Below are 24815 nucleotides of genomic sequence, written 5' to 3'. Positions count from 1 at the left end.
AGCATGCCATTAACGCCGCTCGATATACATAACAAGGAGTTTACCCGACGGCTCCGAGGTTATGATGAAGACGAGGTCAATGAATTTCTGGATCAGGTCATCAAGGATTACGAGAGCATTATCCGTGAGAACAAGGAGCTGAGCAATCAGCTTATGGCTCTGCAGGAGCGCTTGGACCATTTCACGAACATCGAAGAGACCTTGTCGAAGACCATCATTGTCGCCCAGGAAGCTGCCGATGAAGTGAAGAACAACGCCAAAAAGGAAAGCCAGCTGATCATCAAGGAAGCTGAGAAGAACGCCGACCGGATTATCAACGAGGCTCTGTCCAAGTCGCGCAAAGTCGCGATTGAGACCGAAGAGCTGCGTAAGCAGGCTTCGATTTACCGCACGCGGTTCCGGACACTAGTGGAAGCGCAGCTGGAGCTGTTGTCCCAAGACGATTGGGACGCGCTGGAAAGCCGCGAGGTTCGTGAAGAAGTATTTTGAAGCACTGCCTTGGCCTGTTGACTTTTGTCGTCAAAGAGGCTATAACTAGAACATATATGCAATATCCTATACGTATTCGATGACGGGACAAGTACGTCATGGTAATGATCCCCAGAGAGTCGGCGCCCTGCTGCAAGCCGATGTTCAGACCATGCCGGAATATCCTCCCTAAGAAGCGAACCTGAAACGAACGTTGTGTCGTGCGTAAGGTGAGCCGTATCCCGGACGTTACACCGGACCCGCGTTCTTGCGCGGGAGCTGAGATCGCGCTGTACCCCGGCCGTTTTATACGGAAGGAATCTGCGCGGAATTAGGGTGGTATCGCGAGCGTCGCCTCGCCCCTTCGGGGGCGGGGCGTTTATTATTTTAGGGGCGATCCCCCTAAATCTCCCTTGCTCAAGGGGGACCCCAAGGGTTGCACCCTCTGGACACCCGCAAGGGTTGGCGAGGGTCGCAGGGCTTGGCGGACGGGGAGCGGGGGTCGGCGGTGGAGCGGCCCTTCTCGCGGCATCCCCTGACGGGGACGCCGCTCGGGGCCTTCACAGCGCCCGAGAAGGCGTGCGGCTGCGCGCCGCCCGCCGGAGGCCCCTCGCGAGTGCTGCCCTAAACGGGAACGCGGCTCGGGTGCCAACGTAGAGCGGCCGCTTGCGGCAAGCGGGCACACCACCAACAGTAACTCTAAAAAACGCCGCTGCCTCGGACCCAGACAAACTTCCGGGTGTCCAGAGGGCGAAGCCCTTGGGGTCCCCCTTGGCAAAGGGGGATTTAGGGGGATCGAAAATTAAAGGAGTTGACCATCATGCATAAAGTAGACATCAAAGAAAAAGCGCGGGACAGAGACGTCCGCATCTTAAAGAAATGGAACGAGGAGAATACGTTCCGCAAATCGATCGAGTACCGTGAAGGCAAGCCGAACTATGTATTCTACGAAGGTCCGCCGACCGCGAACGGCGCACCGCATATCGGGCATGTGCTCGGCCGCGTTATCAAGGACTTTATCGGCCGCTACCAGACGATGAAGGGTTACCGCGTCGTGCGCAAGGCCGGATGGGATACTCACGGCCTGCCGGTCGAGCTTGGCGTAGAGAAGCAGCTCGGCATCTCCGGCAAGCAGGAAATCGAAGCCTACGGCGTCGAGAAATTTATCAAAAAGTGCAAAGACAGTGTCTTCGGCTTCGAGAAGCAGTGGCGCGAATTTTCGGAAGCGATCGGATACTGGACGGACCTGGACAATCCGTATATCACGCTGAACAACACGTATATCGAGAGCGTGTGGAACATTCTCGCAACGGTTCATGAGAAAGGGCTGCTGTACCGCGGACACCGCGTCAGCCCGTACTGTCCGAGCTGTCAGACGACGCTCAGCTCGCATGAAGTGGCTCAAGGGTACAAGACGGTTAAAGACCTGAGCGCCACGGCCAAATTCAAGCTGGACGACAGCGGAGAATATGTGCTGGCTTGGACGACGACGCCTTGGACGCTTCCGGCGCATATGGCGCTCGCGGTCAATCCGGACATGGATTATGTTCGGGTGCAGCAGGAGGACGGCGTCTATATTATGGCCAAGAATCTGGTTGAAGAAGTGGCCAAAGGCGAGCATACGGTACTGTCCGAGCTTAAGGGCTCGGACCTGGTCGGCAAGACGTACCAGCCTCCGTTTAGCTATATCCAGGCGGAGAGAAGCAATGTCATCGTCGGCGCTTCCTTCGTTACGGACGCGAGCGGTACGGGGATTGTCCATATGGCTCCTGCGCATGGCGAAGACGACTATAAGACCTGCCGCGAGAACGGCATCAGCTTCGTGAATGTTGTGGATACGTCGGGTAAATACACCGATACGGTAACTGATTTTGCCGGACGCTTTGTGAAAGACTGCGACCTTGATATCGTAAAAATGCTGTCGGAGAAAGGTCTGCTGTACGGCAAGGAAAAATACGAGCACAGCTATCCGTTCTGCTGGCGCTGCGACACGCCGCTTCTGTACTATGCGACAGACAGCTGGTTCATCAACACAACGGCTATCAAAGATCAGCTGATCGCGAACAACAACGGCGTTGACTGGTATCCGGGCCATGTCCGCGAAGGCCGGTTCGGCAAGTTCCTCGACGAGCTCGTAGACTGGAACATCAGCCGCAACCGCTACTGGGGCACTCCGCTGAACGTATGGATCTGTCAGGAGACGGGAAAAGAGTTCGCGCCGCACAGCATCGCCGAGCTGAGAGAAATGGCAGTCGACTTTGTGCCGGAAGACATCGAGCTGCATAAGCCGTATGTGGATAACATCCGCCTGCGCAGCCCGTTCAAGGAAGGCGCGGAAATGGTGCGGACCTCCGAAGTTATCGACGTATGGTTCGACAGCGGCTCAATGCCGTTTGCCCAGAGCCATTATCCGTTCGAGAACGCGGATAAGCTGGACGATCAATATCCGGCGGACATGATCTGCGAAGGCATCGACCAGACGCGCGGCTGGTTCTACAGCTTACTTGCGGTATCAACGCTGTTCAAGGGTAAAGCGCCATACAAAGCCGTTATCGCGACCGGCCACATTCTCGATGAGAATGGCCAGAAGATGTCCAAATCCAAAGGCAATGTCATCAATCCTTGGGATATCATGAACGAATACGGCACCGACGCCTTCCGCTGGGCGATCCTGGCCGACAGCGCGCCGTGGAACAATAAGCGCTTCTCCCGCGGGATTGTTGGCGAGAGCAAATCGAAGGTTGTCGATACGCTGGTAAACACCCACGCGTTCCTGACGCTGTATGCGGGCATTGACGGCTATGATCCGGCCGAGCATCCTTTCAAGCTGTCGGATCACAAGCTGGATCGCTGGATACTGTCCCGTCTGAACAGCCTGATCCTCGTTGTGGATAAAGGGCTTGCGGTCAATGATTTCGTCAATTCGTCCAAAGCGATCGAGAACTTTATCGACGAGCTGAGCAACTGGTACATCCGCCGTTCCCGCGACCGTTTCTGGGGCAGCGGGCTTGGAGAAGAGAAGCTGGACGCTTACCGCACATTGACACATGTGCTGCTGACGACGGCGAAGATCGTCGCTCCGTTTATGCCGATGCTGGCCGAAGATATTTTTGTCAACCTGGGTGGCGGAGAAAGCGTGCATCTGGCGGATTATCCGGCAGCAGACAAGAGTCTGATTGATGCTACGCTTGAGCAGGATATGGAAAGCGCCCGTAACATCGTCGAGTTGGCGCGCAACGTCCGTAACGAGACGGGAATCAAGACCCGTCAGCCGCTCTCCGAACTGATCGTATCCATTGGCTATAGCTTTAACGTCAATGAGTATGAGGAGATCATCAAGGACGAGATCAACGTCAAGTCCATCGTGCTGGAGACTAGCGACAGCGGATTTGTCGATTTCACTTTGAAGCTGAACCTGAAGGTCGCGGGCAAAAAATACGGCAAAAACGTCGGCTTCATCCAAGGGTTCCTTAAATCGATGGACAGCGACGCCACTCGCGGCGCGGTTCAAAACGGGCGGGTCGCCGTCACCTCTCCGGAAGGCGAAGAGCTGCAAATCACCGCGGAAGAGCTGCTGATCGACAAACAGGCCAAACCGGGCTTCGCGTCCGCATCCGGCTACGGAATTACGGTCGCCCTGAATACTGAAATCACGCCCGAGCTGGAACAAGAGGGCTGGGTGCGTGAAATCGTACGCGCAGTTCAGGATTACCGCAAACGGCTCGATCTGGCAATTGATAAGCGTGTCGCGCTGACTCTGAATGTCGATGACGAGCTGAAAGCGGCAGTTACCGCGTTCGAAAGCGTCCTGCGGGAAAATGTTCTCGTTACGACTGTTGATTTCGGCAGCGGCGATTCTTTTGAAACGGTGGATATCGGCGGCAAAACGATCGGCATTCTTATCGGCTGAAGCTGCCGTTCATCGGCTGAATTGGCGCATGTCCCATCCGTAAAGTGCATATACTAGCGTCAGAAGTATGACCGCAGGCGTTAATACGTGAAATATTCCTGCTTGAATATTTCGGCGCTAATAGGCGAGTCCCGTGCGAATGAAGAGACAGACATCTCTATTCGCCGGGCTCGTTTACTTTTCGGCGCAAAACGGAGGGGGCGCAAGATGAAGGAGGATAGAGACGGAGGGGCAGGCCGGAGCGGAGAGTCGAAGCATTGGAAACCGCTGGCGCGTGACAGGAAGGGGCCGCCAGAACCCCCTGACAAGGAAAAGATCGATACCGTTTACCGGGTGGCTACTCAATGGGCGCAAAGAATGGAAAAGTCGCGGATTTCCGAGTATTTGGAGCTGCTGCATTCTCCTTGGCGGCTGATATGGCTGAACGTGCTTTCGGGTACCGCGCGCGGCGTCGGAATCGCGATAGGGTTTACTTTTTTTGCGGCAACGATCATTTACGTGCTTCAGGTGCTGGGGGCTCTGAATCTGCCGATTATCGGGGATTACATCGCCGATATCGTCCGCATCGTCCAACATCAGCTCGAACTCAATACGTATTAGTTCCAGAAAAAAACGGCCCGCATGCAGAACATCTGCGTGTGAGCCGTTTTCTATGACTAAGCTTAATACTCCATTACAAAAGCTACGTTTTGCCAGCCGGCGCCAACAGTCCAGAACAGAAGCTTGTCTCCGCGTTCGATTTTCCCGGTAGATACAGCTTTGTGCAGAGCGATGAAAGGGCTGCTCGTCGAGGTATAGCCGAATTCATCGCCGATGTAGACAGCTACGTCGCTGCCGATGCCGGTTTTTTCGGAAACCGCTTGAATGTTGGGAAGTGATAGCTGAGAGAAACAAGCCACTTTAATTGATTCAGGGGCTATCTCATTATCACTAAGCAAGGTGTTGATAGACTCAGAGGCGGCGTTAACGCAGATTGAATCGTCAAAAGGAATGAATTTAACATTGAACTGTCCGGCACCTACGCCGGTGCGGCCCACGTTGGCTAAGCCTTCCGCCGGAAACATCGAGTTGCCGTAGACACAAGTGTCTGTCTGGTAGATGGAATCTATGAAGCCTACGGAATTCTCATCATGCTCCAAAATGACAGCGGCGGCGGCATCACCGAAGTTGGCATAATACACGGGGTCATTCTTATCGGCATGCGGTGCAACATGGTCAGAGCCGATGACCAGAGCGCGGCGGATTCTTGGATTGGCCATCATTTGCCGGCTAACCTGTTCAACTGAAGCTGTCATTCCCGCGCAGTTCGCATTGCTGTCGATGCAGATCGTATGGGACGCTCCGTTTATCAGCCGGTGAATCATCAATGAGTTCGTAGGGAAGATATATTCAGGAGTTTGGCTAGCATAAGCGATAAGGTCGATATCAGCACCGGTAAGACCGGTCTTCTCCAGAACATTGCTCGCCGCCTCGAAGGCCATCGTCAAGGAATTTTCTTCCTCATTGTCGATGCTATAGCGGTTTTCACGGCCCAGAGCGGCCAGAAGTCCACGGATATCAATGCCCTTTTCGTCAAAATGCTGAATGAAAAAGTCGTTGCCAATCTTTTTACTTGGATGATAGATATCAATGTCCTTAATACGAATCCCAGCCATATGTATCCTCCTAAAAGTTTTGTGAGCGTTCACTCCATCGGTTTAACTAGACCGAAATAATTTCCAGGTTTTCCAGTCCCGCTTTGCGTCCCAGACGAGACAGCTGCATTTTGAGGACAGGATTATTCTCAAGGGTAAGATTCACTCTTACAAATCCGTCGCTCTTGAACATGATGAAGCAGCCTTCAAGAAGCGGCACAACTTCAGGTGCGGTTACATTCAGCTTTCTGCAATCAATTTGCAGTTGATAGTCTGCAGGAGTAATAGCGCTGATCGTTTCTTTATAGGCTTGAATCGATTTAAGGCCGTCTTCTTCTGTAAAAGTTCCCTCCAATTCAATATCAATTACCTTTTTAGCCGAGTCTGTCTTCAAAATAAATTTTCCCATGTGTACATCTCTCCCGGAATTTGATGAGTTTAGCATGAAGTCCGACTGCATTTTGCGCAGGGCCGTTTTCATGTAAATATCCTTTAAAACGATTTGCTAATGCCAACATTCGACATGGTAACGTTAGCTTTGGGATATTTTTCTTTATTGTATACTTATATTTCTCAGATATGCAATAAAAAAGTCGAATGATGCATTATTTTGTCGATGGTGTAGTTATTGGATTTCTTCCAGTGTCGAGAGAAGGACATTAAAAGCGGAAATAATTCTCGGAGCGCCAACACATGGCACAAGATGCAGTAAAATCCCCTTGATTTGATCAACGGTCATGCCTACACGGAGCGCCATCACATAATGAACGCCGAGCTGCTCGAATTGGCCCATCGTAATCAGAGAGGAAATAACGGCAATCTCTTTCCAATCGGCGCCAATAGTGGTCCGCTGAAAAATGTCGCCATAAGCGTTGCCCATAATAAATTCAGCCAATTCGGGAAAATGCTCTTTGATCGGAGCCATCGCCTTGGCCCCATAGTCGCCGGAAAGATTAGAGAAATGCTTGAAACCGCTGTTTACGTTGTCTTTCATAGAAATGCCTCCTAAAAGTTTTGCTGGCGTATGCTCCCCGGGTTACTTTTCGTGAAAGCTTGCTTCGGAAGCATATGCTTGTTTTGTCTGTGAAACTATTAATCAAGATTTAGTGTGCGGTGTGCGGTAGGAGGCACTTCGTCACGGTCAGTCAATAGCTCGATGACGGCAACACGGTTTAAAGCCACAGCTTCGCTGATAGCAGTAGCAAATTGTTCTTTGGTCTCGCATTTGTAGCCGGCAGCTCCCAGCGATTCGGCAAATTTTACGGCATCCATAGGAACTTCAAATAAAGTTCCGTCGATTCTGCCTGTAGTTTTTTCCATTCCTTTTAACGCCATATCCAGCTGCATATTATTCACAACGATAAAAATGACCGGGATATTCTTGCAAACGGCAGTATTAATTTCTGTACCGAGCATCATGAAGCAGCCGTCGCCGGTAATGCAGAATATCGTTTCCTCAGGAGAAGCAGCCTTTGCTCCAATAGCCATGCCGATTGCGTTGCCCATGCAGGCAAAGTAAGCGTCGAAGACAAAACTGCCCGGCTTCTTCACGTTGTACCACTTCACGGCATTGAAGCCGTGGCTGCCGTCATCAACAAATATGGTATTGTTATAAGGGATCAGGTCGCTCATCGTGCTCATTACCGACGCCAGTGAAAGATTGGGCAGATCGGGCAGTTCTTCCGCATAATGAACAGCCGTCTCCGGATCACGTTTTTTAATAGCGGCAGTATCAACATTCTGGAGATACAGCGACAAGTTATCCCGCAAATCTCCGCCGACCGCAATCGTCTGGGAGGTCAATATTTTTCCCACAAAGGTGGGATCGACGTCAAACTGAATCAAGGTCTCCGGATGATTCTCCGCTTTGAGGTTACAAATGGTCATATCACTGAGACGTGATCCAAGCACGATAAACAAATCACTGCGATTCAACAAATCGTCGCCATGCCTGCATCCGCCAACACCGATTGGACCGTGGTATAGCGGATGATCCCAGGCGATAGCGCCTTTGCCGCCGGGAGTAGTAACGACAGGAATATTAAAGGTCTCTGCCAATTGAACCAATTCCGTATGCGCACCGGAGCGGTTGACGCCTTTGCCGGCTATGATCAGAGGTCTGCTGGAATGGTTAATGGCATCAACAATACGGTCAAAATTAGCGTAACTGACAAGCGTTTCCCGTTCGGGGATAACAATTCGGCATTCTTTTAGCGGTTCTGTCTGGACATCAAAAGGAATGCACAGATGAACAGGTCCGCGCTTGCCGCTCAGCGCAATTGAAATAGCATGGTTAAAAATCGTGCTGAAATGATCGCCGCGTTCGATTAGTTTGCTGAAGAGCGTAGCGGGTCTGAACATGTCCGCCAAATCGGCAAGATACGAAGAAGAATCCTGGCACTGGGGAATTCCGAGCTCCTGAATGGATTGATGCCCCGTAATAAACAGCACAGGGAGGTTGTTGGCTTTGGCATGTGCCGCCGCTGTGAGGAGGTTCGTCCCCCCTGGACCGGAAGTACCGAAAGCCACGCCGAGATTTCCGGTTTTCAAGGCATAGCCGGAAGCTTCAAATCCGGAGCTGGATTCATGTCTCCCAGGAATAAATTCAATACCATAATCTACCATTTTGAGAACTATGGGACAAATAGATTTACCGATAATGCCAAAAGAATGCGTCACTCCGAGATTGCGTAGTGCTTCTGCCATATAATCTGCGACTGTCTTCAAAAGATCCACCCCACAAATCAAGTATTGTTTGCCATGTTATCTAACAAATAATAGAAAACCTGCACTCAAAACAGAGTACAGGTCGGTTGACAAAATCACCATATAGGACGCTTGATATACTAGCGTTCTGGTTCTTCAGCAACCTGGCTGTCATGGTCTCAAGCAAGATTTGAGACTGTAGATCCATGGCTTTGCGTCATTCCCTTTCGGAGAACTTTGCCCATATTGAGTTTATGAAAAAATAAAGAATAATTTTCCCTTACAATATATTCCTTGCTCTGCTTTTGTCAATATATTTATATAAATAGGCTCGGAATTTGACGAATTAATTGATTTTCTATACATATTGTCTGGAATTAACGAAGGATAAAAGACCTATACTGAGCACGAAGAGTCCTTAAAAGAAAAGAAGCAGCCCTTGCGGCTACTCCTTTTCATTGTTAGCGTAAGGATCAAGCAGGTAGTCGCCTTCTCCGCTGTCCATGTAACTCTGGTACTGATGTCCCTTCACGACGGTAACATGATTGCCTGTTATGTCCGTGGCGATGAAATTTTCCCAGGGCTCGACGAAGCCATCTGGATCATCAGCTTCGATTTCCATATCATTGTAAGAATCGATATTATTTCCCTCCGCCATAGCCGGCGTGTTGGAGGTGCCGAAGCTTTCGACGATCTGCCAGGCGTCCTCGCCGTCAAATCCGTTATACTCATGCTCGTCGAGACTGCTTCGCCCAAAAGGAGGAGTAAGAAATTCCTCTTCCACGGGGCGCGTATGCGGCTTTTCCTGGCGGGGGCTGTATTCCTTGGAGTAGCGTGTGGCGGGAAGAACGGCCAGTCGCTCATATGGAATCGGCTGTCCGCTCGCCGCGCAAATGCCGTATGTGCCTTTGTCCATCGCCTCAAGCGCGTCGTCTATATCCTTTAGTTCCAGTTCTTCGAGCTCTTGAAGCGATATATCCATGGAACGATGATACAGGTCGGTGGCGACATCGCCGGGATGGTTGTCGATTTCCGACAGTTCGCCCGACATATCCCGCATGGAATCTTCAAGACCGTGATCTTCATTCTCCTTAAGCCTGTGCCGGATATCGTCCCGCTGCCGGATAAGAAGGCCACGCAGGCGGGCAAGCTGTTCCGAAGACAGGTGATTCATTAGCCTCGGCTCCTTTCCATTTGCCGTTTTCCTTGTTAGGTTGGCCGATTGGCCGGTTTTTTACCGCTGGCAAATTGTGCTTTTGATAAGTGCGGCGCGGGGTGCGCCGCAATGGACGGGTTCTTGAGGCCTGTGCTACAATATACAGGTCTTTTATACACGTTTTGGACCGCTTTCGGGCGGGAAAAATAAGAACGGAGTGACAAGCTGAAGTGGTGTACTATCTGATCGCGCTAATCGTATTTTTGCTTGACCAGGGAACGAAATATCTGATCTCCACCCGGCTGGAAATCGACGAACAAATTCCGGTGATCGGAAACTTTTTTGTCATCACATCGCACCGCAACCGCGGCGCCGCTTTCAGCATTCTGCAAGACCAGCGCTGGTTTCTCATTCTGGTGACGCTTGTCGTCTTGATTGGAATCGTCTGGTATTTGAACAAAGTAAGAAGGACGCGGCGCTTGCTTCCCTTGGCGCTGTCGCTTGTGCTTGGCGGCGCAATCGGCAACTTTCTCGACCGGGCGCTTACAGGCGAAGTTGTCGATTTTCTGCGGTTTAATTTCGGCAGCTATACGTTTCCGATCTTTAACGTGGCGGATTCCTGTATTGTCGTCGGTGTAGCGCTTATTATTCTCGATTCCATTATGGATATGAGGGGCGGCCCAACTGAAGTGATTGAAGTGAAGGAAACAAGCGAGGTAGAGGAAAGGAATGAACAGCATTGAGTAAGGACGCCCATAATGAAGGGGCAGAAGGCGAGACCGTGGATAATGATATCGTCGTCTGGACCGTTCAGGAGGAATACGCCCGCGAACGCATCGATAAATATTTAACCGAAGCTTGGGAAGAGGATATTTCCCGCTCCCAGGTGCAGCAGTGGATCGAGGCAGGACATGTAACGGTAAACGGCAGGACGGTAAAAGCGAACTACAAGCTCTTCACGGGTGATACAATCTCTGTGACGGTTCCGGAGCCGGAAACCTCGGAACTGACGCCGGAGGATATTCCGCTGAATATCGCTTATGAGGACGCCGACGTGATTGTCGTCAACAAGCCGCGCGGCATGGTCGTGCATCCGGCGGCAGGTCATCCCTCAGGCACGCTGGTCAACGCCTTGATGTACCACTGCAAGGACCTGTCGGGAATTAACGGCGAGATTCGTCCCGGCATTGTGCACCGGATTGACAAGGACACATCGGGCCTCATTATGGCCGCCAAGAACGACGCCAGCCACAATTCACTTGCTGCGCAGCTCAAAGCGCACAGCGTGACCCGGCGCTATTTGGCGGTTGTCCAAGGCAATGTGGCCCATGATCAGGGAACGGTGGACGCTCCGATCGGCAGGGACCCGCATGACCGCAAGCTGTATACGGTAACGGAGAAGAACAGCAAGACGGCGGTAACCCATTTTACCGTGCTGGAGCGGTTCGGCGATTGTACCCTGCTGCAGCTTCAGCTGGAAACCGGCCGGACGCACCAGATCCGGGTTCACATGAAATTTATCGGGCATCCGCTCGTCGGAGATCCCGTATACGGCCGGAGTAAAGGAATCTTTATGGAAGGCGGACAAGCTTTGCACGCGGCCATACTCGGATTCGTCCATCCTTCCACGGAGGAATATTTGGAGTTTTCGGCGCCGCTGCCTGAGGATATGGAAGAACTGCTCGCCCGTCTGCGGAGCAGATAAGTACAAATCAACTGCGGATTTGTCCATTGTTTTGAAGCCGCTGTTACGTCATATTTAACAATATAGAATGGATAGGCTGAGCGCCTGTTCATCCGTCTTATATTCCAGAAGCAGGAGTGAGATCACTTTTATGAGCATTGAACACTATCAGAATACGTATATCCAGAACAATTTCGCAGACCGAATCGGCGGAGCGAATTACGGCAAGGACACCAATATCTATAAATTTGAGAAGATTAAACGCGCCAAGGCTTCGGCCAAAAAAGACTTCCCCGATATTGAGCTGATCGATATGGGCGTAGGCGAACCGGATGAGATGGCGGATGCGGGCATCGTCGCCAAGCTGGCGGAAGAAGCGGCCAAGGAAGAGAACCGCGGTTATGCCGACAACGGCATTGCCGAATTCAAGGAAGCTGCTGCTAAGTACCTGAAAGAGGTATTTAACGTCGACGGGATTGATCCTGTAAATGAGGTGCTTCACTCCATTGGCTCGAAACCGGCGCTCGCGATGCTGCCTTCCGCTTTTATCAACCCGGGCGATATTACAATCATGACCATTCCGGGCTATCCGGTGCTTGGCACCCATACGAAATATTTGGGCGGCCAAGTCTACAATGTCGAGCTTAAGAAGGAGAATAACTTCCTTCCTGACCTGAGCTCCATTCCGGAAGACATCGCATACAAGGCGAAGCTGCTCTACCTGAACTATCCGAACAACCCGACGGGCGCAAGCGCGACTCCGGAATTTTTTGCTGATGTTGTAGCCTGGGCGAAAAAATACAATGTTGTCGTCATTCATGACGCTCCATACGCGGCGCTGACGTATGACGGTCTGAAGCCGCTGAGCTTCCTGTCCGTTCCCGGCGCGAAAGACGTTGGCGTAGAACTGCATTCCCTTTCCAAATCTTACAATATGACCGGCTGGAGAATCGGCTTTGTGGCCGGCAATCCGCTGATCGTCAAGGCGTTCGGCGACGTTAAGGACAACAACGATTCCGGCCAGTTTATCGCTATTCAGAAAGCGGCGGCCTACGGTCTTGCCCATCCGGAAATCACGGAAGCCATCGCGGCCAAATATTCCCGCCGCCACAACCTGCTGGTGGACGCGCTGAACAGCCTTGGCTTCAAGGCGACGAAACCGAAGGGCTCTTTCTTCCTGTACGTGGAAGCGCCAAAAGGCGTCAAGGGCGGACGCCGCTTCGAGTCCGGCGAGGACTTCTCCCAATTCTTGATTCGCGAGAAGCTGATCTCGACGGTGCCTTGGGATGATGCGGGCGCGTTCGTGCGATTCTCCGTCACTTTTGTGGCTAAAGGTGAAGAGGAAGAACTGCGCGTGATTTCGGAAATTAAACGCCGCTTGAGCGACGTCGAATTTGAGTTTTAATTTGCCTGAAAGCAGTAGCCCTCGTGCCGGTTCTTGGTGCGGGGGCTATTTTTCTTGGATATAGTTGACACGGGCTGTCCATTCTGTCATAATTCATATGATAAATGAATAGCGCCTTTAATTCAGTCCCGTGAGGCTGGCAAGGTAACGTGAATCGAGGTTCGCGGCTTATTTGTAGGGAATCCGTCTGTCTGCACGGAGCTCTTTTGCTGCGCGCCCGTCATTCTTCTTCAATCTGCGGATTTCACTCCTTGCCTGCTTCAGGCAAGGAGTTTTTTGTTAATATCGGAAAGAATGAGCATCATGATTCGACTTCCTGATATTGCAAGGGAAGCTGCCGCAACAGAAGGATTGGGACGGTATCGCTGAAAGGGTATCGACAGATGCTTTTCTTATGTGAGCCAAGATGCGGGAACAGGGCGCCCGACCTGGAGGGCATGATTACAATGATTATCGAAAAGAACGTCATTATGGACGAGACGGCGATTCGCCGGGCGCTTTCGCGCATTGCCCATGAGATCCTCGAGAAGAACAAAGGCATCGAAGATTGCGTGCTGATCGGCATCCGCACCCGAGGTGTATATCTGGCACGCCGGATCGCGGAGCGGATTAAGGAAATCGAAGGCGCGGATGTTGCCTACGGAGAGCTTGATGTCACCCCTTACCGCGATGACTTGGAACCCGGGAAGAATAATAATGCGAACGACGGAGATTGTAACGGAAAAGGGACGCTGATCATTCCCAGCGGCGATTCCGGCACTCGAGACAAAAAAATCATCCTGTTCGACGATGTTCTCTACACCGGACGCACGATTCGCGCGGCGATGGACGCGCTTATGGACTGCGGACGGCCGAGAATGATTCAACTCGCGGTTCTGGCAGACCGGGGTCATCGGGAAGTGCCCATTCGTCCGGATTATGTAGGAAAGAACGTGCCGACCTCAAGGCATGAATCGATCGAAGTGGCGCTGAAGGAAGTCGACGGAATGGACGAAGTGCACATACTATCGAACTGGGAGGCAAAATAAATGATGACAGCTACCAGAGTGAAAGAACGCAGTCTGCTCGGACTGAAAGGGCTGGACCAAACGGAAATTGCTGCAATATTAGGAAGAGCGGCATATTGGGACAAGCAGACTGAAAAGGTAAGCTCGGTGCTTGCTTCCCGGTTCGTCTCGAACATGTTTTTTGAGAACAGCACGAGAACCCGGTTCTCATTTGAAATGGCGGAGAAACGTCTTGGCGCCCAGGTGCTGAACTTCACTGCCGCGGCTTCCAGTGTGGAAAAAGGCGAGTCGATTTACGACACCGTGCGCACCTTGGAGTCCATGGGAATCGACGCGGGCGTCGTGCGGCTGAAGCCGGCCGGTGTGTTGGCCCAACTGTCGGAGAAGGTATCGATTCCGCTGATCAACGCCGGCGACGGCAACAACGAGCATCCAACGCAGGCGCTGTTGGACATGTACACCATGATCAAGACTTTCGGCGAGATCAAAGGCTTGACCGTATCGATCATCGGCGATATTATGCACAGCCGGGTAGCCCGCTCCAATCTGTGGGGACTTACAAAAATGGGGGCCAAGGTGCTGTTCTGCGCGCCGGAGAATATGAAAGCCCCTGAACTTATGGAGCATGCGCCTTATGTTACGATGGATGAAGCGCTGAAAGCGGATGTGGTCATGATGCTCCGTGTTCAACTTGAACGTCACGCTTCCGGGATGCTGCAGTCGGCTGAGGAATACCGGCGGCAGTTCGGCTTGACGGAAGAGCGCGCTTCGAGATTAAGTCCGAATACGGTCATTATGCATCCGGCGCCGGTCAACCGGAACGTCGAGATAGACGATGCGGTGGTGGAAAGCGCCAAGTCGCTCATTTTTCCTCAAATGTCCAATGGTGTTCCGGTGCGGATGGCTGTCATTGAGAGAGCGATCCGATAAAGTCGAAAAGGGCTGAGTTAATAAATATACACAAGAATGAATTTTTATTATATAATAACATAAGAGCCCGGATGGATCTGTCGCGGGCAAAAGGAGACAGCATGAACGTGATTATCAAAAATGCCAGTGTTTTGAATGCGGAAGGCGGTTTGGAGCGCAAGCATATCAAGATTGAGAATGGCGTCATCTCCGCTGTCCTGAACGAAAGCGAAAGTGCCGCGGAAGGCCCCGAGACGATCGATGCCGCCGGCAAGCTGCTTGTCCCGGGGTTCATCGACATGCATGTACATTTGCGCGAACCGGGCTTTGAACATAAGGAAACGATTGAAACCGGCAGCCGCTCGGCGGCCAAAGGCGGATTTACGACGATTGCCTGCATGCCGAACACCAAGCCGGTCACGGACAGCCCGGAGATCGTACAGCTCGTAAAGGACAAGGCTCTGGAGGCTGGACTAGTAAAGGTGCTGCCTTATGCAGCAATAACGAAAGGGCAGCAAGGACAAGAGCTTACGGATTTTGCCGCTCTCAAGGAAGCCGGAGCGATCGGCTTTACGGATGACGGCGTAGGCGTGCAGACGGCTCAAATGATGAAGGATGCGATGAATATCGCAGCTTCCATGGATATGCCCGTAATCGCGCACTGCGAGGATAATTCACTGGTGGTAGGGGCTCCGGTGGCCGAAGGAAGCTTTGCCCGCAAGCATGGGCTTAAGGGCATTCCGAACGAGTCGGAAGCGATCCATGTCGGACGGGATATTTTGCTGGCAGAAGCGACTGGCGTGCATTACCATGTGTGTCATGTCAGCACCGAACAGTCGGTTCGGCTGATCCGTCAGGCCAAAGAAATCGGCATCCGCGTGACCTCCGAGGTATGTCCACATCATCTGCTGCTGTCCGAAGAAGATATCCCCGGCCTTGATGCAAACTGGAAAATGAACCCGCCGCTGCGCTCTCGCCGCGATGTGGATGCTTGCATCGAAGCATTGCTGGACGGAACCATCGACATCATCGTAACGGACCACGCGCCGCACAGCGCGGAGGAGAAAGCGAAAGGAATGCAGCTTGCACCGTTCGGGATTGTCGGATTCGAGACTGCTTTTCCGCTGATGTATACGAAGTTTGTCGCCGCCGGCAAGATGGATCTTTCCCTGCTGGTCAAGAGAATGACCTCAGATCCGGCCCGCGTGTTCAGACTAAATACCGGTGTTCTGGAGCCGGGAGCACCGGCCGACCTGACGCTGATTGATCTGGAGACGGAGAAAGAAGTCGATCCGAACCATTTTGCCAGCAAGGGACGCAATACGCCGTTTACAGGCTGGAAGCTTAAAGGCTGGCCGGTGATGACCCTCACGGACGGACGTGTTGTATGGAGTGAAGAACAAGAAACGAACCGGAAGAACGAAGCGGGGCTTCAGGCCTAAGAGGCGGAAGAATCGAAGCGGACACTCCGGAGATTAAGAACACATACAGTTTTGAGAATACAGAATGAAGAGGAGTGGAAAGGATGCAGGCAAGATTGCTGCTACAGGACGGAACGCTGTTTACCGGCACCGCATTCGGCGCAGAGGGCGAGAAGACTGGAGAGGTTGTATTTAATACCGGGATTACGGGATATCAGGAGGTACTGTCCGATCCTTCGTACTGTGGACAAATCGTGACGATGACGTATCCGCTGATCGGGAACTATGGCATCACTCGTGATGATTTCGAGTCCGTGCGGCCCTTCGTGCATGGCTTCGTCGTGCGCCGGCATGAGACGGTGCCGAGCAATTGGCGCGCCGAATACAGCGTTGATGACCTGCTGAAAGAGTACGGGATTCCCGGCATCAGCGACATCGATACCCGTATGCTGACGCGCATCATCCGCCACTATGGCACGATGAAGGCCATCCTGACCACTTCAACCAAGCCGGTGGAAGAACTGATGGAAATGATGAACGATACATCAATCGCCGAGCTGCGCAACCAGGTGGCCCGCACCTCCACCGCCAGCGCATACAGCAGCCCCGGAACGAAGGAGAAGATCGTGCTTGTGGACTACGGCGCCAAGACGGGGATTCTGCGCGAACTGAACAATCGCGGCTGCGATGTCATTGTCGTACCTCATAATGTTACGGCTGACGAGATCCGTCGCATCAATCCCGACGGCATTCAGCTGTCCAACGGTCCCGGGGACCCCAAGGATGTGCCGTATGCAGTTAAGACCATTTCCGAGCTGCTCGGCGAATACCCGATCTTCGGCATCTGCCTGGGCCACCAGTTGTTTGCGCTGGCCTGCGGAGCGGATACCGAGAAGCTTAAATTCGGACACCGCGGAGGCAACCATCCGGTCAAGGAACTCCAAAGCGGACGCTGCTACATTACGTCCCAGAACCACGGCTACACCGTTAACGAAGATTCTGTACACGGCACGGAGCTTGAAATAACGCATATTAACAACAATGACAAGACGATCGAAGGGCTGAAGCATACCCGCTATCCCGCTTTTTCGGTGCAGTATCATCCGGAAGCGGCGCCGGGACCGCATGACAGCAGCTATTTATTCGACCGCTTCCTGAATATGATTGCGGAGCACAAGCGGGCTACTCCAGCCGTTTCCCGTCAGGCGCAGCTTGCGGCGAACGCACGCATCGCGGCTCCTACCCCGAAACAGCAGCTTGAAGCCGTGAAAGGAGCTTACTAATAGAATGCCTAAGAACGAAAAGCTTAAGAAAATACTCGTAATCGGTTCCGGACCGATCGTTATCGGCCAGGCAGCTGAATTCGACTACGCGGGAACCCAGGCCTGCCAGGCGCTCAAGGAAGAGGGCGTCGAGGTTATCCTCATCAACAGCAACCCCGCCACTATCATGACCGATACGAATATGGCGGATAAAGTATACATTGAACCAATCACGCTTGATTTCGTGACCGGCATCATCCGTCAGGAGCGTCCGGACGGACTGCTGCCGACGCTCGGCGGGCAGACGGGCCTCAACATGGCCGTTGAGCTGGCGCGCGCCGGTGTACTGGAGCAGGAGAACGTTAAGCTGCTCGGCACCCAGCTGCATTCCATCGAGAAAGCGGAAGACCGCGACCTGTTCCGTGACCTGATGCGTGAACTGGAACAGCCCGTGCCGGAGAGCACGATTGTTACAACGCTGGACGAAGCGCTTGCGTTTGCCGATGAGATCGGCTATCCGCTGATCGTCCGTCCGGCCTACACGCTGGGCGGCACTGGCGGCGGGATTTGCGCGAATGAAGAAGAGCTGCGCGAGACGGTAAAATCCGGCATCCGCTACAGCCCGATCAGCCAGTGCTTGATTGAGAAGAGCATCGCGGGCATGAAGGAAGTCGAATATGAAGTTATGCGCGACGCGAATGACAACTGCATCGTGGTCTGCAACATGGAGAACTTCGACCCTGTCGGCGTACACACCGGCGATAGCATCGTTGTCGCTCCGAGCCAGACGCTGTCCGACCGTGAGTACCAGATGCTCCGCAGCGCCTCACTGAAGATCATCCGCGCGCTGAACATCGAAGGCGGCTGTAACGTTCAGTTCGCGCTTGATCCGCAGAGCTACCAATACTATGTCATCGAAGTGAATCCGCGCGTCAGCCGTTCGTCTGCGCTGGCGTCGAAAGCCACCGGCTATCCGATTGCGAAAATGGCCGCCAAAATCGCCCTCGGTTATACGCTTGATGAAATCATCAATCCGGTCACCGGGCAGACGTATGCCTGCTTCGAGCCGACGCTGGATTACATCGTCAGCAAAATTCCGCGCTGGCCGTTCGACAAGTTCATCTATGCGAACCGCAAGCTCGGCACGCAGATGAAGGCGACTGGCGAAGTAATGGCAATCGGCCGCACTTTCGAGGAGTCGATTCACAAAGCGATCCGTTCGCTGGAGATCGGGGTACACCGGTTCAAGCTTCCGGGAGCGGAACTGCTTGAGGATGAAGTGCTGAAGACCCGGCTGGCGAAACCGGACGACGAGCGTATCTTCCTGATTGCCGAAGCATTCCGCCGCGGATATCAGCTTCAGGAAATTCAGGATATTACCCAGGTCGACTGGTGGTTCCTTGACAAAATTGAAGGCTTGATCGGCTTTGAGGACCGTATCCGCGAAGAAGAGAGCCTGACACCGGAAACGCTGTACCAGGCGAAGCGTCTGGGCTTTACCGACCGTGCCATTGCCGAGCTGCGCTCGGAAGGTCAGCCGGGAGGCAAGCAGACGAAAGAAGCCGAAGTTCGGACGATGCGTCTCGAACAGGGGCTGAAGCCTGTCTACAAAATGGTCGACACCTGCGCAGCCGAATTCGAGGCGACCACCCCTTACTATTACTCGACCTATGAAACCGAGAATGAAGTGCTTCCATCCGATAAGCAGAAAGTGGTTGTTCTCGGCTCCGGCCCGATCCGTATCGGCCAGGGTATCGAATTCGACTACTCCACGGTGCATGCCGTCTGGGCGATCCAGAAGGCAGGTTACGAAGCGGTCATTATCAATAATAATCCGGAGACAGTGTCTACCGACTTCAACACCTCCGACCGGCTTTATTTCGAGCCGCTGTTCTTCGAGGATGTCATGAATGTTATCGAGCAGGAGAAGCCGATCGGCGTTATCGTACAGTTCGGTGGACAGACGGCGATCAACCTGGCCGCGCCGCTGAGCGCAGAAGGCGTGAAGATTCTCGGCACAAGTCTTGGAAGCATCGACGAGGCGGAAGACCGCAAGCGGTTCGAAGCGCTGCTGTCTCGTCTGGATATCGCGCAGCCGCAGGGCAGCACCGTAACGACGGTGGACGAAGCCGTGGGTACGGCCCAGTCGCTCGGCTATCCGGTTCTGGTGCGTCCTTCTTACGTGCTTGGCGGACGGGCGATGGAGATCGTCTATTCCGATACCGAGCTGCTGACCTATATGAAAGAGGCGGTTAAGGTCAATCCGGACCACCCTGTGCTGATCGACCGTTACATGCTGGGCAAAGAGGTTGAAGTCGACGCCATTTGCGACGGCGAAACGGTGGTTATTCCCGGCATTATGGAGCATGTGGAACGCGCGGGCGTCCATTCCGGCGACTCCATCGCGGTATATCCTCCGCAGCATCTGGAAGACAGCCTGAAACAGAAAATCTCCGAGATCACGATCAAGATCGCCAAGGAGTTGAAGACGATCGGACTGGTCAATATCCAGTTTGTCATCTACAAAGGCGAGGTTTACGTGATCGAAGTGAATCCGCGCTCGTCGCGTACCGTACCGTTCCTGAGCAAAGTGACGGGCATCCCGATGGCCCATCTGGCCACGAAGGTTATTCTCGGCGGCAAGCTGAAGGACGAAGGCTACAGTGAAGGCTTGTGGCCGGAGAGCGATTATGTCTCCGTCAAAGTGCCGGTTTTCTCGTTCGCCAAGCTGCGCAGAGTAGAGCCGACGCTCGGTCCGGAAATGAAGTCCACCGGCGAAGTTATGGGCCGCGACAGACTGTACGCGAAGGCGCTGTATAAAGGCCTGATCGGGGCGGGAATGAAAATTCCGACAACCGGGTCGATTATCATAACAGTGGCCGACAAGGACAAAGCGGAAGCGGTCGAGCTGATGAAGGGCTTCCACCGTCTGGGCTATAAGATCATCGCCACGGGCGGTACTGCGGCAGCCATGGAGAAAGCGGGCCTCAACGTCATGAACGTCAACAAACTTGGCGAAGGCGAGCCGACTATTGTCGACCTCATCCGGGGAGGCCAGGCGAACTTCGTCTTCAACACGCTCACCAAGGGCAAGACGCCGGAGCGTGACGGCTTCCGCATCCGCCGCGAAGCGGTGGAGAACGGCATCGTCTGCATGACCTCGCTTGATACGGTAACGGCGCTGCTGCGTATGCTGGAGACGATCAATTTCTCCTCGCAGTCGATGCCGGCTTTTGTGGGACAATAAGAAAAGTGCGTAAGGCACAGGGAATTACAGGAACGGTTTGCGTCATATCGCAGACCGTTCCGCTGTGCCCGGGCATTTGTACGCTATAAAATCGGAAGCGAGAGCTTTTTCATATACTCAGCGAAGGAGTGTTGTTATGACCGGAGAAAGGCAGCCCGTGCAGGAAGCTGCGGCGCAGGAGAATACCGTCACACAGGACACGCAATGGGAGAGCATGGCCAATCGGCTGATGATCCCGCTTGATTACCCGGATGCCGGGCAGGCGAAGGAGCTGATCAGCAAGCTGAAAGGCATCCCGTGCTACATGAAGGTCGGCATGCAGCTGTTCTACGCCGCCGGTCCGGATTTTGTCAGAGAACTGAAGGCCCTTGGCTATTCCGTATTTCTTGACGTCAAAATGCATGATATCCCGAACACGGTAAAAGGCGGAGCCGAAAGCGTGACCGCCCTTGGCGTCGATATGTTCAACGTACATGCATCCGGCGGTTCGGCCATGATGTCCGCCGCGCGGGAAGGCATCGATGCGGCCCTGCGCAAAAACCCGGAGCTCGCCCGTCCGCTGGTTATTGCGGTGACTCAGCTTACCAGCACCAGCCAGGACGTCATGAACGGCGAGATCGGCATTCCCGGCGAAGTGCCGGATACGGTCGTGCGGTACGCGAAGCTCGCCGCAGCTGCCGGTCTGGACGGCGTTGTGGCGTCGCCTATGGAAGCTGCTGCCATATCGGCAGCCTGCGGCCCTGCATTCCGCACCGTGACCCCCGGTATTCGCCCGTCCGGATCTTCTCTGGACGACCAGAGCCGCGTCATGACGCCGGGACAGGCGATCCGGCAGGGCAGCCACTTTCTGGTCGTAGGACGGCCTATAACGGCAGCTCCTGACCCGCGTCAGGCTGCTGAGCATATTATTAAGGAGATGATTCAAGCGTGAGCCCATTGCTGAATAGAAGTGAACAAATTGCATCTTATCTGTTAAAGATCGAAGCGGTCGCGCTTCGTCCGCAGGAACCTTTTACGTGGACCTCGGGCATCAAGTCCCCGATCTACTGCGATAACCGTCTTACCTTGTCTTATCCTGAAATCCGCAGCTATATCGCCGACGCGTTCGCGGAATTGATTGCTACCGAATATCCCGGCACCGAAGTCATCGCCGGAACGGCAACTGCGGGCATTCCGCACGCGGCCTGGGTCGCCGATAAATTGAATCTGCCGATGGCCTACATCCGCGACAAAGCGAAGGGACACGGCAAACAGAACCAAATCGAAGGAATCATTGCACCCGGCCAAAAGGTCATCGTCATTGAAGACCTGATTTCGACCGGAGGCAGCTCGATTAAGGCTGCGCAGGCAGTAAAGGAAGCGGGAGGAGAGCCGCTCGCGGTGCTGGCGATTTTCAGCTATGAATTGGATCGCGCAACAAATGCATTCAAGGAAGCGGGCATTCCGCTGCAAAGCCTGTCCAATTACAGCACGCTGATCGACGTTGCGCTCGGTCAAGGCAAAATAGTGGCTAATGATGTCGAGCTGCTTCAGTCGTGGAGACGCGACCCATCCTCTTTTGGAAACTGATTAATTTTGAAGAAACCGTCCGATTGCAGGGCGGTTTTTGTTTTTACTTCTTGAATCAGACGAAAATATCTAAATTATATAAAAATTATCTATGAATAACCCCCTAAAAAACCATTAGTGTACTTGATTCTTCTCCTTTTATAATTAACTCATACAAGTGAATTGTTTCACTAATGAGAAATGAGGTTTGGATCATGAAGAACAAGTATATGCCCGCTGCCATCTCCCTGTATATCAACTACATCATTCAGGGAATTAGCGCAATCATTCTCGCACAGAACATGGAATTCCTCACAGGGCAGTTTCACACGGACAAAGCGGGGGTCGCTTACGTCATTTCCGGTCTTGGAATCGGGAAACTGCTGGTACTGTTTATTTCCGGGGTCTTATCCGACCGTTTCGGACGCAAACCGTTTGTACTTTTGGGCATTGCAGGATATGTGGTTTTTTTTGCGGGGATTCTATTTAGTCCCAATGTTGCGGTCGCGTTTATATTCGCGGTAATCGCGGGTATCGCGAACTCCTTCCTGGATTCCGGCACCTACCCGGCGCTTATGGAAACCTTCCCTAACGCGACCGGAACGGCGAACATTATCATCAAAGCGTTTGTAGCGCTTGGCCAGTTCTCTTTGCCGCTGATGATCAGCTTTGTCGTTAGCAACAACCTGTACTTCGGTTACACCTTCTATGTTTGTATCGGGGCTCTTCTTATCAACGGTATTTTCGTTCTCCGGCAAAAATATCCCCCAATGAACGTCGCGAAGCCGGCCGCCGCTGCCGGTGGAGAGGAAACCGTTAAAGCGAATTTCTGGATTGAGGGCCTGGCCCTGATCTTGATCGGCTTTACCTCTACAGCTACCTTCTTCATCATTTCGGTTTGGCTGCCTACGTACGGACAGGAGGCTGCCGGTATGGCAGCGAACGCTTCGCGTCAGTTGATCAGCTATTACAGTATCGGATCGCTGGTTGCCGTATTTATTACGGCCGTTCTGGTGAAAAAATGGGTCAAACCCGCTACTTTCATTTTGATTTATCCTTTGATTTCACTGGCTTGCCTATTCCTGCTCTGGGCGAACCCGACTCCGGCTATCGCCGTTTTCTCGGCGTTCGTAATCGGCTTTACCGCAGCCGGCGGAGTTCTGCAGCTCGCGCTTACCACTATGGCTGAACTGTTCCCGTCGAGCAAAGGCAAAATTACTGGCTCTGTCTACACCTTGTGCAGCTTGGCAACCTTCGTTTGCCCGGTTGTGACGGGAAGACTGGCCGAATCCAATATTAAGAACGTTTTGGTATTCAATATGGCTAATACTGCAGTTGGTGTCATTCTGGCTGTTATTGTGCTGATCCGCTACAGAAAAGTGTTCAAGACCCATAACATGCAAAAAGCAGCTTAATTCGCTTAAATCACTATCTAAAGGAGAGGCCCAAATGAAATACTATCAAGTCAAAGGTCTGGATAAACCTGTCTCTGAAATTATCCTTGGAACTGGATGGTTCAATTTGGCTCCTGCGGAGCAGGTTAATGAATTGATGGAGGCCTATGTCGCTTCCGGCGGCAACGTTCTGGATACCGGACGCTTTTACGGTGTAGGCAAAAGCGAGCGTGTGGTCGCCGACTGGATTAAAAGCACCGGGAAGCGCGAGGAGCTGGTGTTGATCAACAAGGCTGGCCACCACTACGTGGACGAGAATAATGTACACTACCCGGAAGTAAGCCGGGTGAAGCCGGAATGCATTACGGAAGATTTGGAATACAGTCTGAACAACATGCAGCTTGAATATTTTGATATGTATCTTCTTCACCGCGATGATGTCACCGTGCCTGTCGGGGATCTGATGGACCGTCTGGAGCAGCATCACAAGGAAGGTAAAATTAAGGCGTACGGAGTCAGCAACTGGAGTATTGAGCGGATTGAAGAGTCAATGGCCTATTGTGAGGCCAAAGGCTACCAGGGCATTTCCGTGAATAATCCGTCCTACAGCCTTGCACGGGTTGACACCCCCCGCTGGGTGGGAGCCGTGTATGCGGACGATGCTTATGCGCGTTGGCATGAAGGCAAGGATGTCTTCCTGATTTCCTGGGCTTCCCAGGCTGCCGGATTCTTTGCCGATATTTACCCGACGGACGGAACCGCTCCTGCAGACATCATCGCCGCTTATTTCAACGATGAGAACTTCGAGAAGCTGCACCGCTGCAACATCCTTGCCGCCGAGAAAGGCCAGGATGTGGAGCCGATCAACGTTGCGCTGGCGTATGTGCTTAGCCAAGGCTTCCCTGTAGCTGCCGTCGCTGGCCCGAGAAACGTCAAGGAGTACCTCTCGACCTTGAAGGTGCTCGATCTTAAGCTGACGCCTGCGGAAGTGGCGTATCTGTCGCTTCAAACGAATTCGGTAACGGCATAAGATGCAAATGCTGCATTTGCGGTATTCGGATCAA

Annotated in this window: 20 protein-coding genes and 1 riboswitch; of the genes, 15 read left to right on the top strand and 5 right to left on the bottom strand. The window is 52.9% G+C overall.

All coding sequences use genetic code 11. The features are described 5' to 3' along the window. The first annotated feature begins 3 nt into the window (after positions 1 to 3). From KP014_RS23910 to KP014_RS23900, 3 genes are all read left to right on the top strand, one after another. Complete coding sequence (locus KP014_RS23910) at positions 4 to 489, top strand: DivIVA domain-containing protein (protein ID WP_036598794.1); 486 nt, start codon at positions 4 to 6, stop codon at positions 487 to 489. Positions 490 to 1288: 799 nt separating this feature from the next. Further along, complete coding sequence (ileS, locus tag KP014_RS23905; RefSeq protein WP_090834337.1) at positions 1289 to 4378, top strand: isoleucine--tRNA ligase; 3090 nt, start codon at positions 1289 to 1291, stop codon at positions 4376 to 4378. A 207-nt stretch (positions 4379 to 4585) separates the two neighbouring features. Further along, positions 4586 to 4978 carry a DUF5665 domain-containing protein gene (locus KP014_RS23900; RefSeq protein WP_246590576.1) on the top strand — a complete coding sequence of 131 codons (393 nt, stop codon included), beginning with the start codon at positions 4586 to 4588 and terminating at the stop codon, positions 4976 to 4978. Between the two features lie 62 nt (positions 4979 to 5040). On the opposite strand, the gene KP014_RS23895 is transcribed toward KP014_RS23900, so the two are convergent. The 5 genes from KP014_RS23895 to KP014_RS23875 form a co-directional block, all read right to left on the bottom strand. Continuing rightward, positions 5041 to 6033: a 3-oxoacyl-[acyl-carrier-protein] synthase III C-terminal domain-containing protein gene (locus KP014_RS23895; protein WP_036602811.1), complete on the bottom strand. Its 993-nt coding sequence runs from the start codon at positions 6031 to 6033 to the stop codon at positions 5041 to 5043. Between the two features lie 46 nt (positions 6034 to 6079). Further along, positions 6080 to 6421 (bottom strand): hypothetical protein, encoded by a 342-nt coding sequence (locus tag KP014_RS23890; protein WP_036602813.1) that lies wholly within the window; start codon positions 6419 to 6421, stop codon positions 6080 to 6082. A gap of 216 nt (positions 6422 to 6637) precedes the next feature. Further along, positions 6638 to 7006: a carboxymuconolactone decarboxylase family protein gene (locus KP014_RS23885; RefSeq protein WP_036602809.1), complete on the bottom strand. Its 369-nt coding sequence runs from the start codon at positions 7004 to 7006 to the stop codon at positions 6638 to 6640. Positions 7007 to 7104: 98 nt separating this feature from the next. Beyond that, positions 7105 to 8718: a thiamine pyrophosphate-binding protein gene (locus KP014_RS23880; RefSeq protein WP_246590575.1), complete on the bottom strand. Its 1614-nt coding sequence runs from the start codon at positions 8716 to 8718 to the stop codon at positions 7105 to 7107. Positions 8719 to 8873: 155 nt separating this feature from the next. Beyond that, positions 8874 to 8970, bottom strand: a riboswitch (cyclic di-GMP riboswitch). 193 nt (positions 8971 to 9163) lie between these two features. After that, positions 9164 to 9892 carry a TraR/DksA C4-type zinc finger protein gene (locus tag KP014_RS23875; protein ID WP_090834336.1) on the bottom strand — a complete coding sequence of 243 codons (729 nt, stop codon included), beginning with the start codon at positions 9890 to 9892 and terminating at the stop codon, positions 9164 to 9166. 212 nt (positions 9893 to 10104) lie between these two features. On the opposite strand from KP014_RS23875, the gene lspA reads away from it, so the two are divergent. From lspA to KP014_RS23815, 12 genes are all read left to right on the top strand, one after another. Further along, on the top strand, positions 10105 to 10617 hold the full coding sequence (gene lspA / locus KP014_RS23870) for a signal peptidase II (RefSeq protein ID WP_036592555.1): 513 nt from the start codon (positions 10105 to 10107) through the stop codon (positions 10615 to 10617). A gap of 38 nt (positions 10618 to 10655) precedes the next feature. Then, entirely contained in the window at positions 10656 to 11579 is a 924-nt protein-coding gene (locus KP014_RS23865; RefSeq protein WP_051499723.1) for an RluA family pseudouridine synthase, read from the top strand. A 130-nt stretch (positions 11580 to 11709) separates the two neighbouring features. Further along, complete coding sequence (locus KP014_RS23860; protein WP_036592551.1) at positions 11710 to 12963, top strand: LL-diaminopimelate aminotransferase; 1254 nt, start codon at positions 11710 to 11712, stop codon at positions 12961 to 12963. Between the two features lie 446 nt (positions 12964 to 13409). Continuing rightward, entirely contained in the window at positions 13410 to 13991 is a 582-nt protein-coding gene (gene pyrR, locus KP014_RS23855) for a bifunctional pyr operon transcriptional regulator/uracil phosphoribosyltransferase PyrR (protein WP_036592550.1), read from the top strand. Beyond that, positions 13992 to 14900 carry an aspartate carbamoyltransferase catalytic subunit gene (locus tag KP014_RS23850; RefSeq protein ID WP_036592547.1) on the top strand — a complete coding sequence of 303 codons (909 nt, stop codon included), beginning with the start codon at positions 13992 to 13994 and terminating at the stop codon, positions 14898 to 14900. Between the two features lie 101 nt (positions 14901 to 15001). Continuing rightward, a complete protein-coding gene (locus KP014_RS23845) occupies positions 15002 to 16321 on the top strand; it encodes a dihydroorotase (protein WP_051499722.1) in 1320 nt (439 codons plus the stop codon). 83 nt (positions 16322 to 16404) lie between these two features. Continuing rightward, positions 16405 to 17583, top strand: coding sequence for a glutamine-hydrolyzing carbamoyl-phosphate synthase small subunit (gene carA / locus KP014_RS23840; RefSeq protein ID WP_051499721.1), 1179 nt, complete (start codon positions 16405 to 16407; stop codon positions 17581 to 17583). A 4-nt stretch (positions 17584 to 17587) separates the two neighbouring features. Then, positions 17588 to 20809: a carbamoyl-phosphate synthase large subunit gene (gene carB / locus KP014_RS23835; RefSeq protein WP_090834335.1), complete on the top strand. Its 3222-nt coding sequence runs from the start codon at positions 17588 to 17590 to the stop codon at positions 20807 to 20809. Positions 20810 to 21023: 214 nt separating this feature from the next. Further along, the gene (gene pyrF, locus KP014_RS23830; RefSeq protein ID WP_246590790.1) at positions 21024 to 21740 is read left to right on the top strand and encodes an orotidine-5'-phosphate decarboxylase; all 717 of its coding nucleotides are present in this window, start codon (positions 21024 to 21026) and stop codon (positions 21738 to 21740) included. Then, on the top strand, positions 21737 to 22378 hold the full coding sequence (gene pyrE / locus KP014_RS23825) for an orotate phosphoribosyltransferase (RefSeq protein ID WP_036591342.1): 642 nt from the start codon (positions 21737 to 21739) through the stop codon (positions 22376 to 22378). The genes pyrF and pyrE overlap by 4 nt, the downstream gene beginning before the upstream one ends. Before the next feature lie 194 nt (positions 22379 to 22572). Then, positions 22573 to 23772, top strand: coding sequence for an MFS transporter (locus KP014_RS23820; RefSeq protein WP_036591340.1), 1200 nt, complete (start codon positions 22573 to 22575; stop codon positions 23770 to 23772). A gap of 34 nt (positions 23773 to 23806) precedes the next feature. After that, positions 23807 to 24781 (top strand): aldo/keto reductase, encoded by a 975-nt coding sequence (locus tag KP014_RS23815; protein ID WP_036591339.1) that lies wholly within the window; start codon positions 23807 to 23809, stop codon positions 24779 to 24781. Positions 24782 to 24815 lie beyond the last annotated feature (34 nt).

Source organism: Paenibacillus sophorae, from assembly GCF_018966525.1.
GTDB classification, from domain to species: Bacteria; Bacillota; Bacilli; order Paenibacillales; family Paenibacillaceae; genus Paenibacillus_AQ; species Paenibacillus_AQ sophorae.
Note: the sequence above shows the minus strand (reverse complement) of the source record. Positions and strands in the feature narration are given on the sequence as shown.

Excerpts from the sequence above, each read along its gene's own strand:
- KP014_RS23910 (WP_036598794.1), top strand. The coding sequence starts at position 4 with ATGCCATTAACGCCGCTCGATATACATAACAAGGAGTTTACCCGACGG.
- ileS (WP_090834337.1), top strand. The coding sequence starts at position 1,289 with ATGCATAAAGTAGACATCAAAGAAAAAGCGCGGGACAGAGACGTCCGC.
- KP014_RS23900 (WP_246590576.1), top strand. The coding sequence starts at position 4,586 with ATGAAGGAGGATAGAGACGGAGGGGCAGGCCGGAGCGGAGAGTCGAAG.
- KP014_RS23895 (WP_036602811.1), bottom strand. The coding sequence starts at position 6,033 with ATGGCTGGGATTCGTATTAAGGACATTGATATCTATCATCCAAGTAAA.
- KP014_RS23890 (WP_036602813.1), bottom strand. The coding sequence starts at position 6,421 with ATGGGAAAATTTATTTTGAAGACAGACTCGGCTAAAAAGGTAATTGAT.
- KP014_RS23885 (WP_036602809.1), bottom strand. The coding sequence starts at position 7,006 with ATGAAAGACAACGTAAACAGCGGTTTCAAGCATTTCTCTAATCTTTCC.
- KP014_RS23880 (WP_246590575.1), bottom strand. The coding sequence starts at position 8,718 with ATGGCAGAAGCACTACGCAATCTCGGAGTGACGCATTCTTTTGGCATT.
- KP014_RS23875 (WP_090834336.1), bottom strand. The coding sequence starts at position 9,892 with ATGAATCACCTGTCTTCGGAACAGCTTGCCCGCCTGCGTGGCCTTCTT.
- KP014_RS23860 (WP_036592551.1), top strand. The coding sequence starts at position 11,710 with ATGAGCATTGAACACTATCAGAATACGTATATCCAGAACAATTTCGCA.
- pyrR (WP_036592550.1), top strand. The coding sequence starts at position 13,410 with ATGATTATCGAAAAGAACGTCATTATGGACGAGACGGCGATTCGCCGG.
- KP014_RS23850 (WP_036592547.1), top strand. The coding sequence starts at position 13,992 with ATGATGACAGCTACCAGAGTGAAAGAACGCAGTCTGCTCGGACTGAAA.
- KP014_RS23845 (WP_051499722.1), top strand. The coding sequence starts at position 15,002 with ATGAACGTGATTATCAAAAATGCCAGTGTTTTGAATGCGGAAGGCGGT.
- carA (WP_051499721.1), top strand. The coding sequence starts at position 16,405 with ATGCAGGCAAGATTGCTGCTACAGGACGGAACGCTGTTTACCGGCACC.
- carB (WP_090834335.1), top strand. The coding sequence starts at position 17,588 with ATGCCTAAGAACGAAAAGCTTAAGAAAATACTCGTAATCGGTTCCGGA.
- pyrF (WP_246590790.1), top strand. The coding sequence starts at position 21,024 with ATGGCCAATCGGCTGATGATCCCGCTTGATTACCCGGATGCCGGGCAG.
- KP014_RS23820 (WP_036591340.1), top strand. The coding sequence starts at position 22,573 with ATGAAGAACAAGTATATGCCCGCTGCCATCTCCCTGTATATCAACTAC.
- KP014_RS23815 (WP_036591339.1), top strand. The coding sequence starts at position 23,807 with ATGAAATACTATCAAGTCAAAGGTCTGGATAAACCTGTCTCTGAAATT.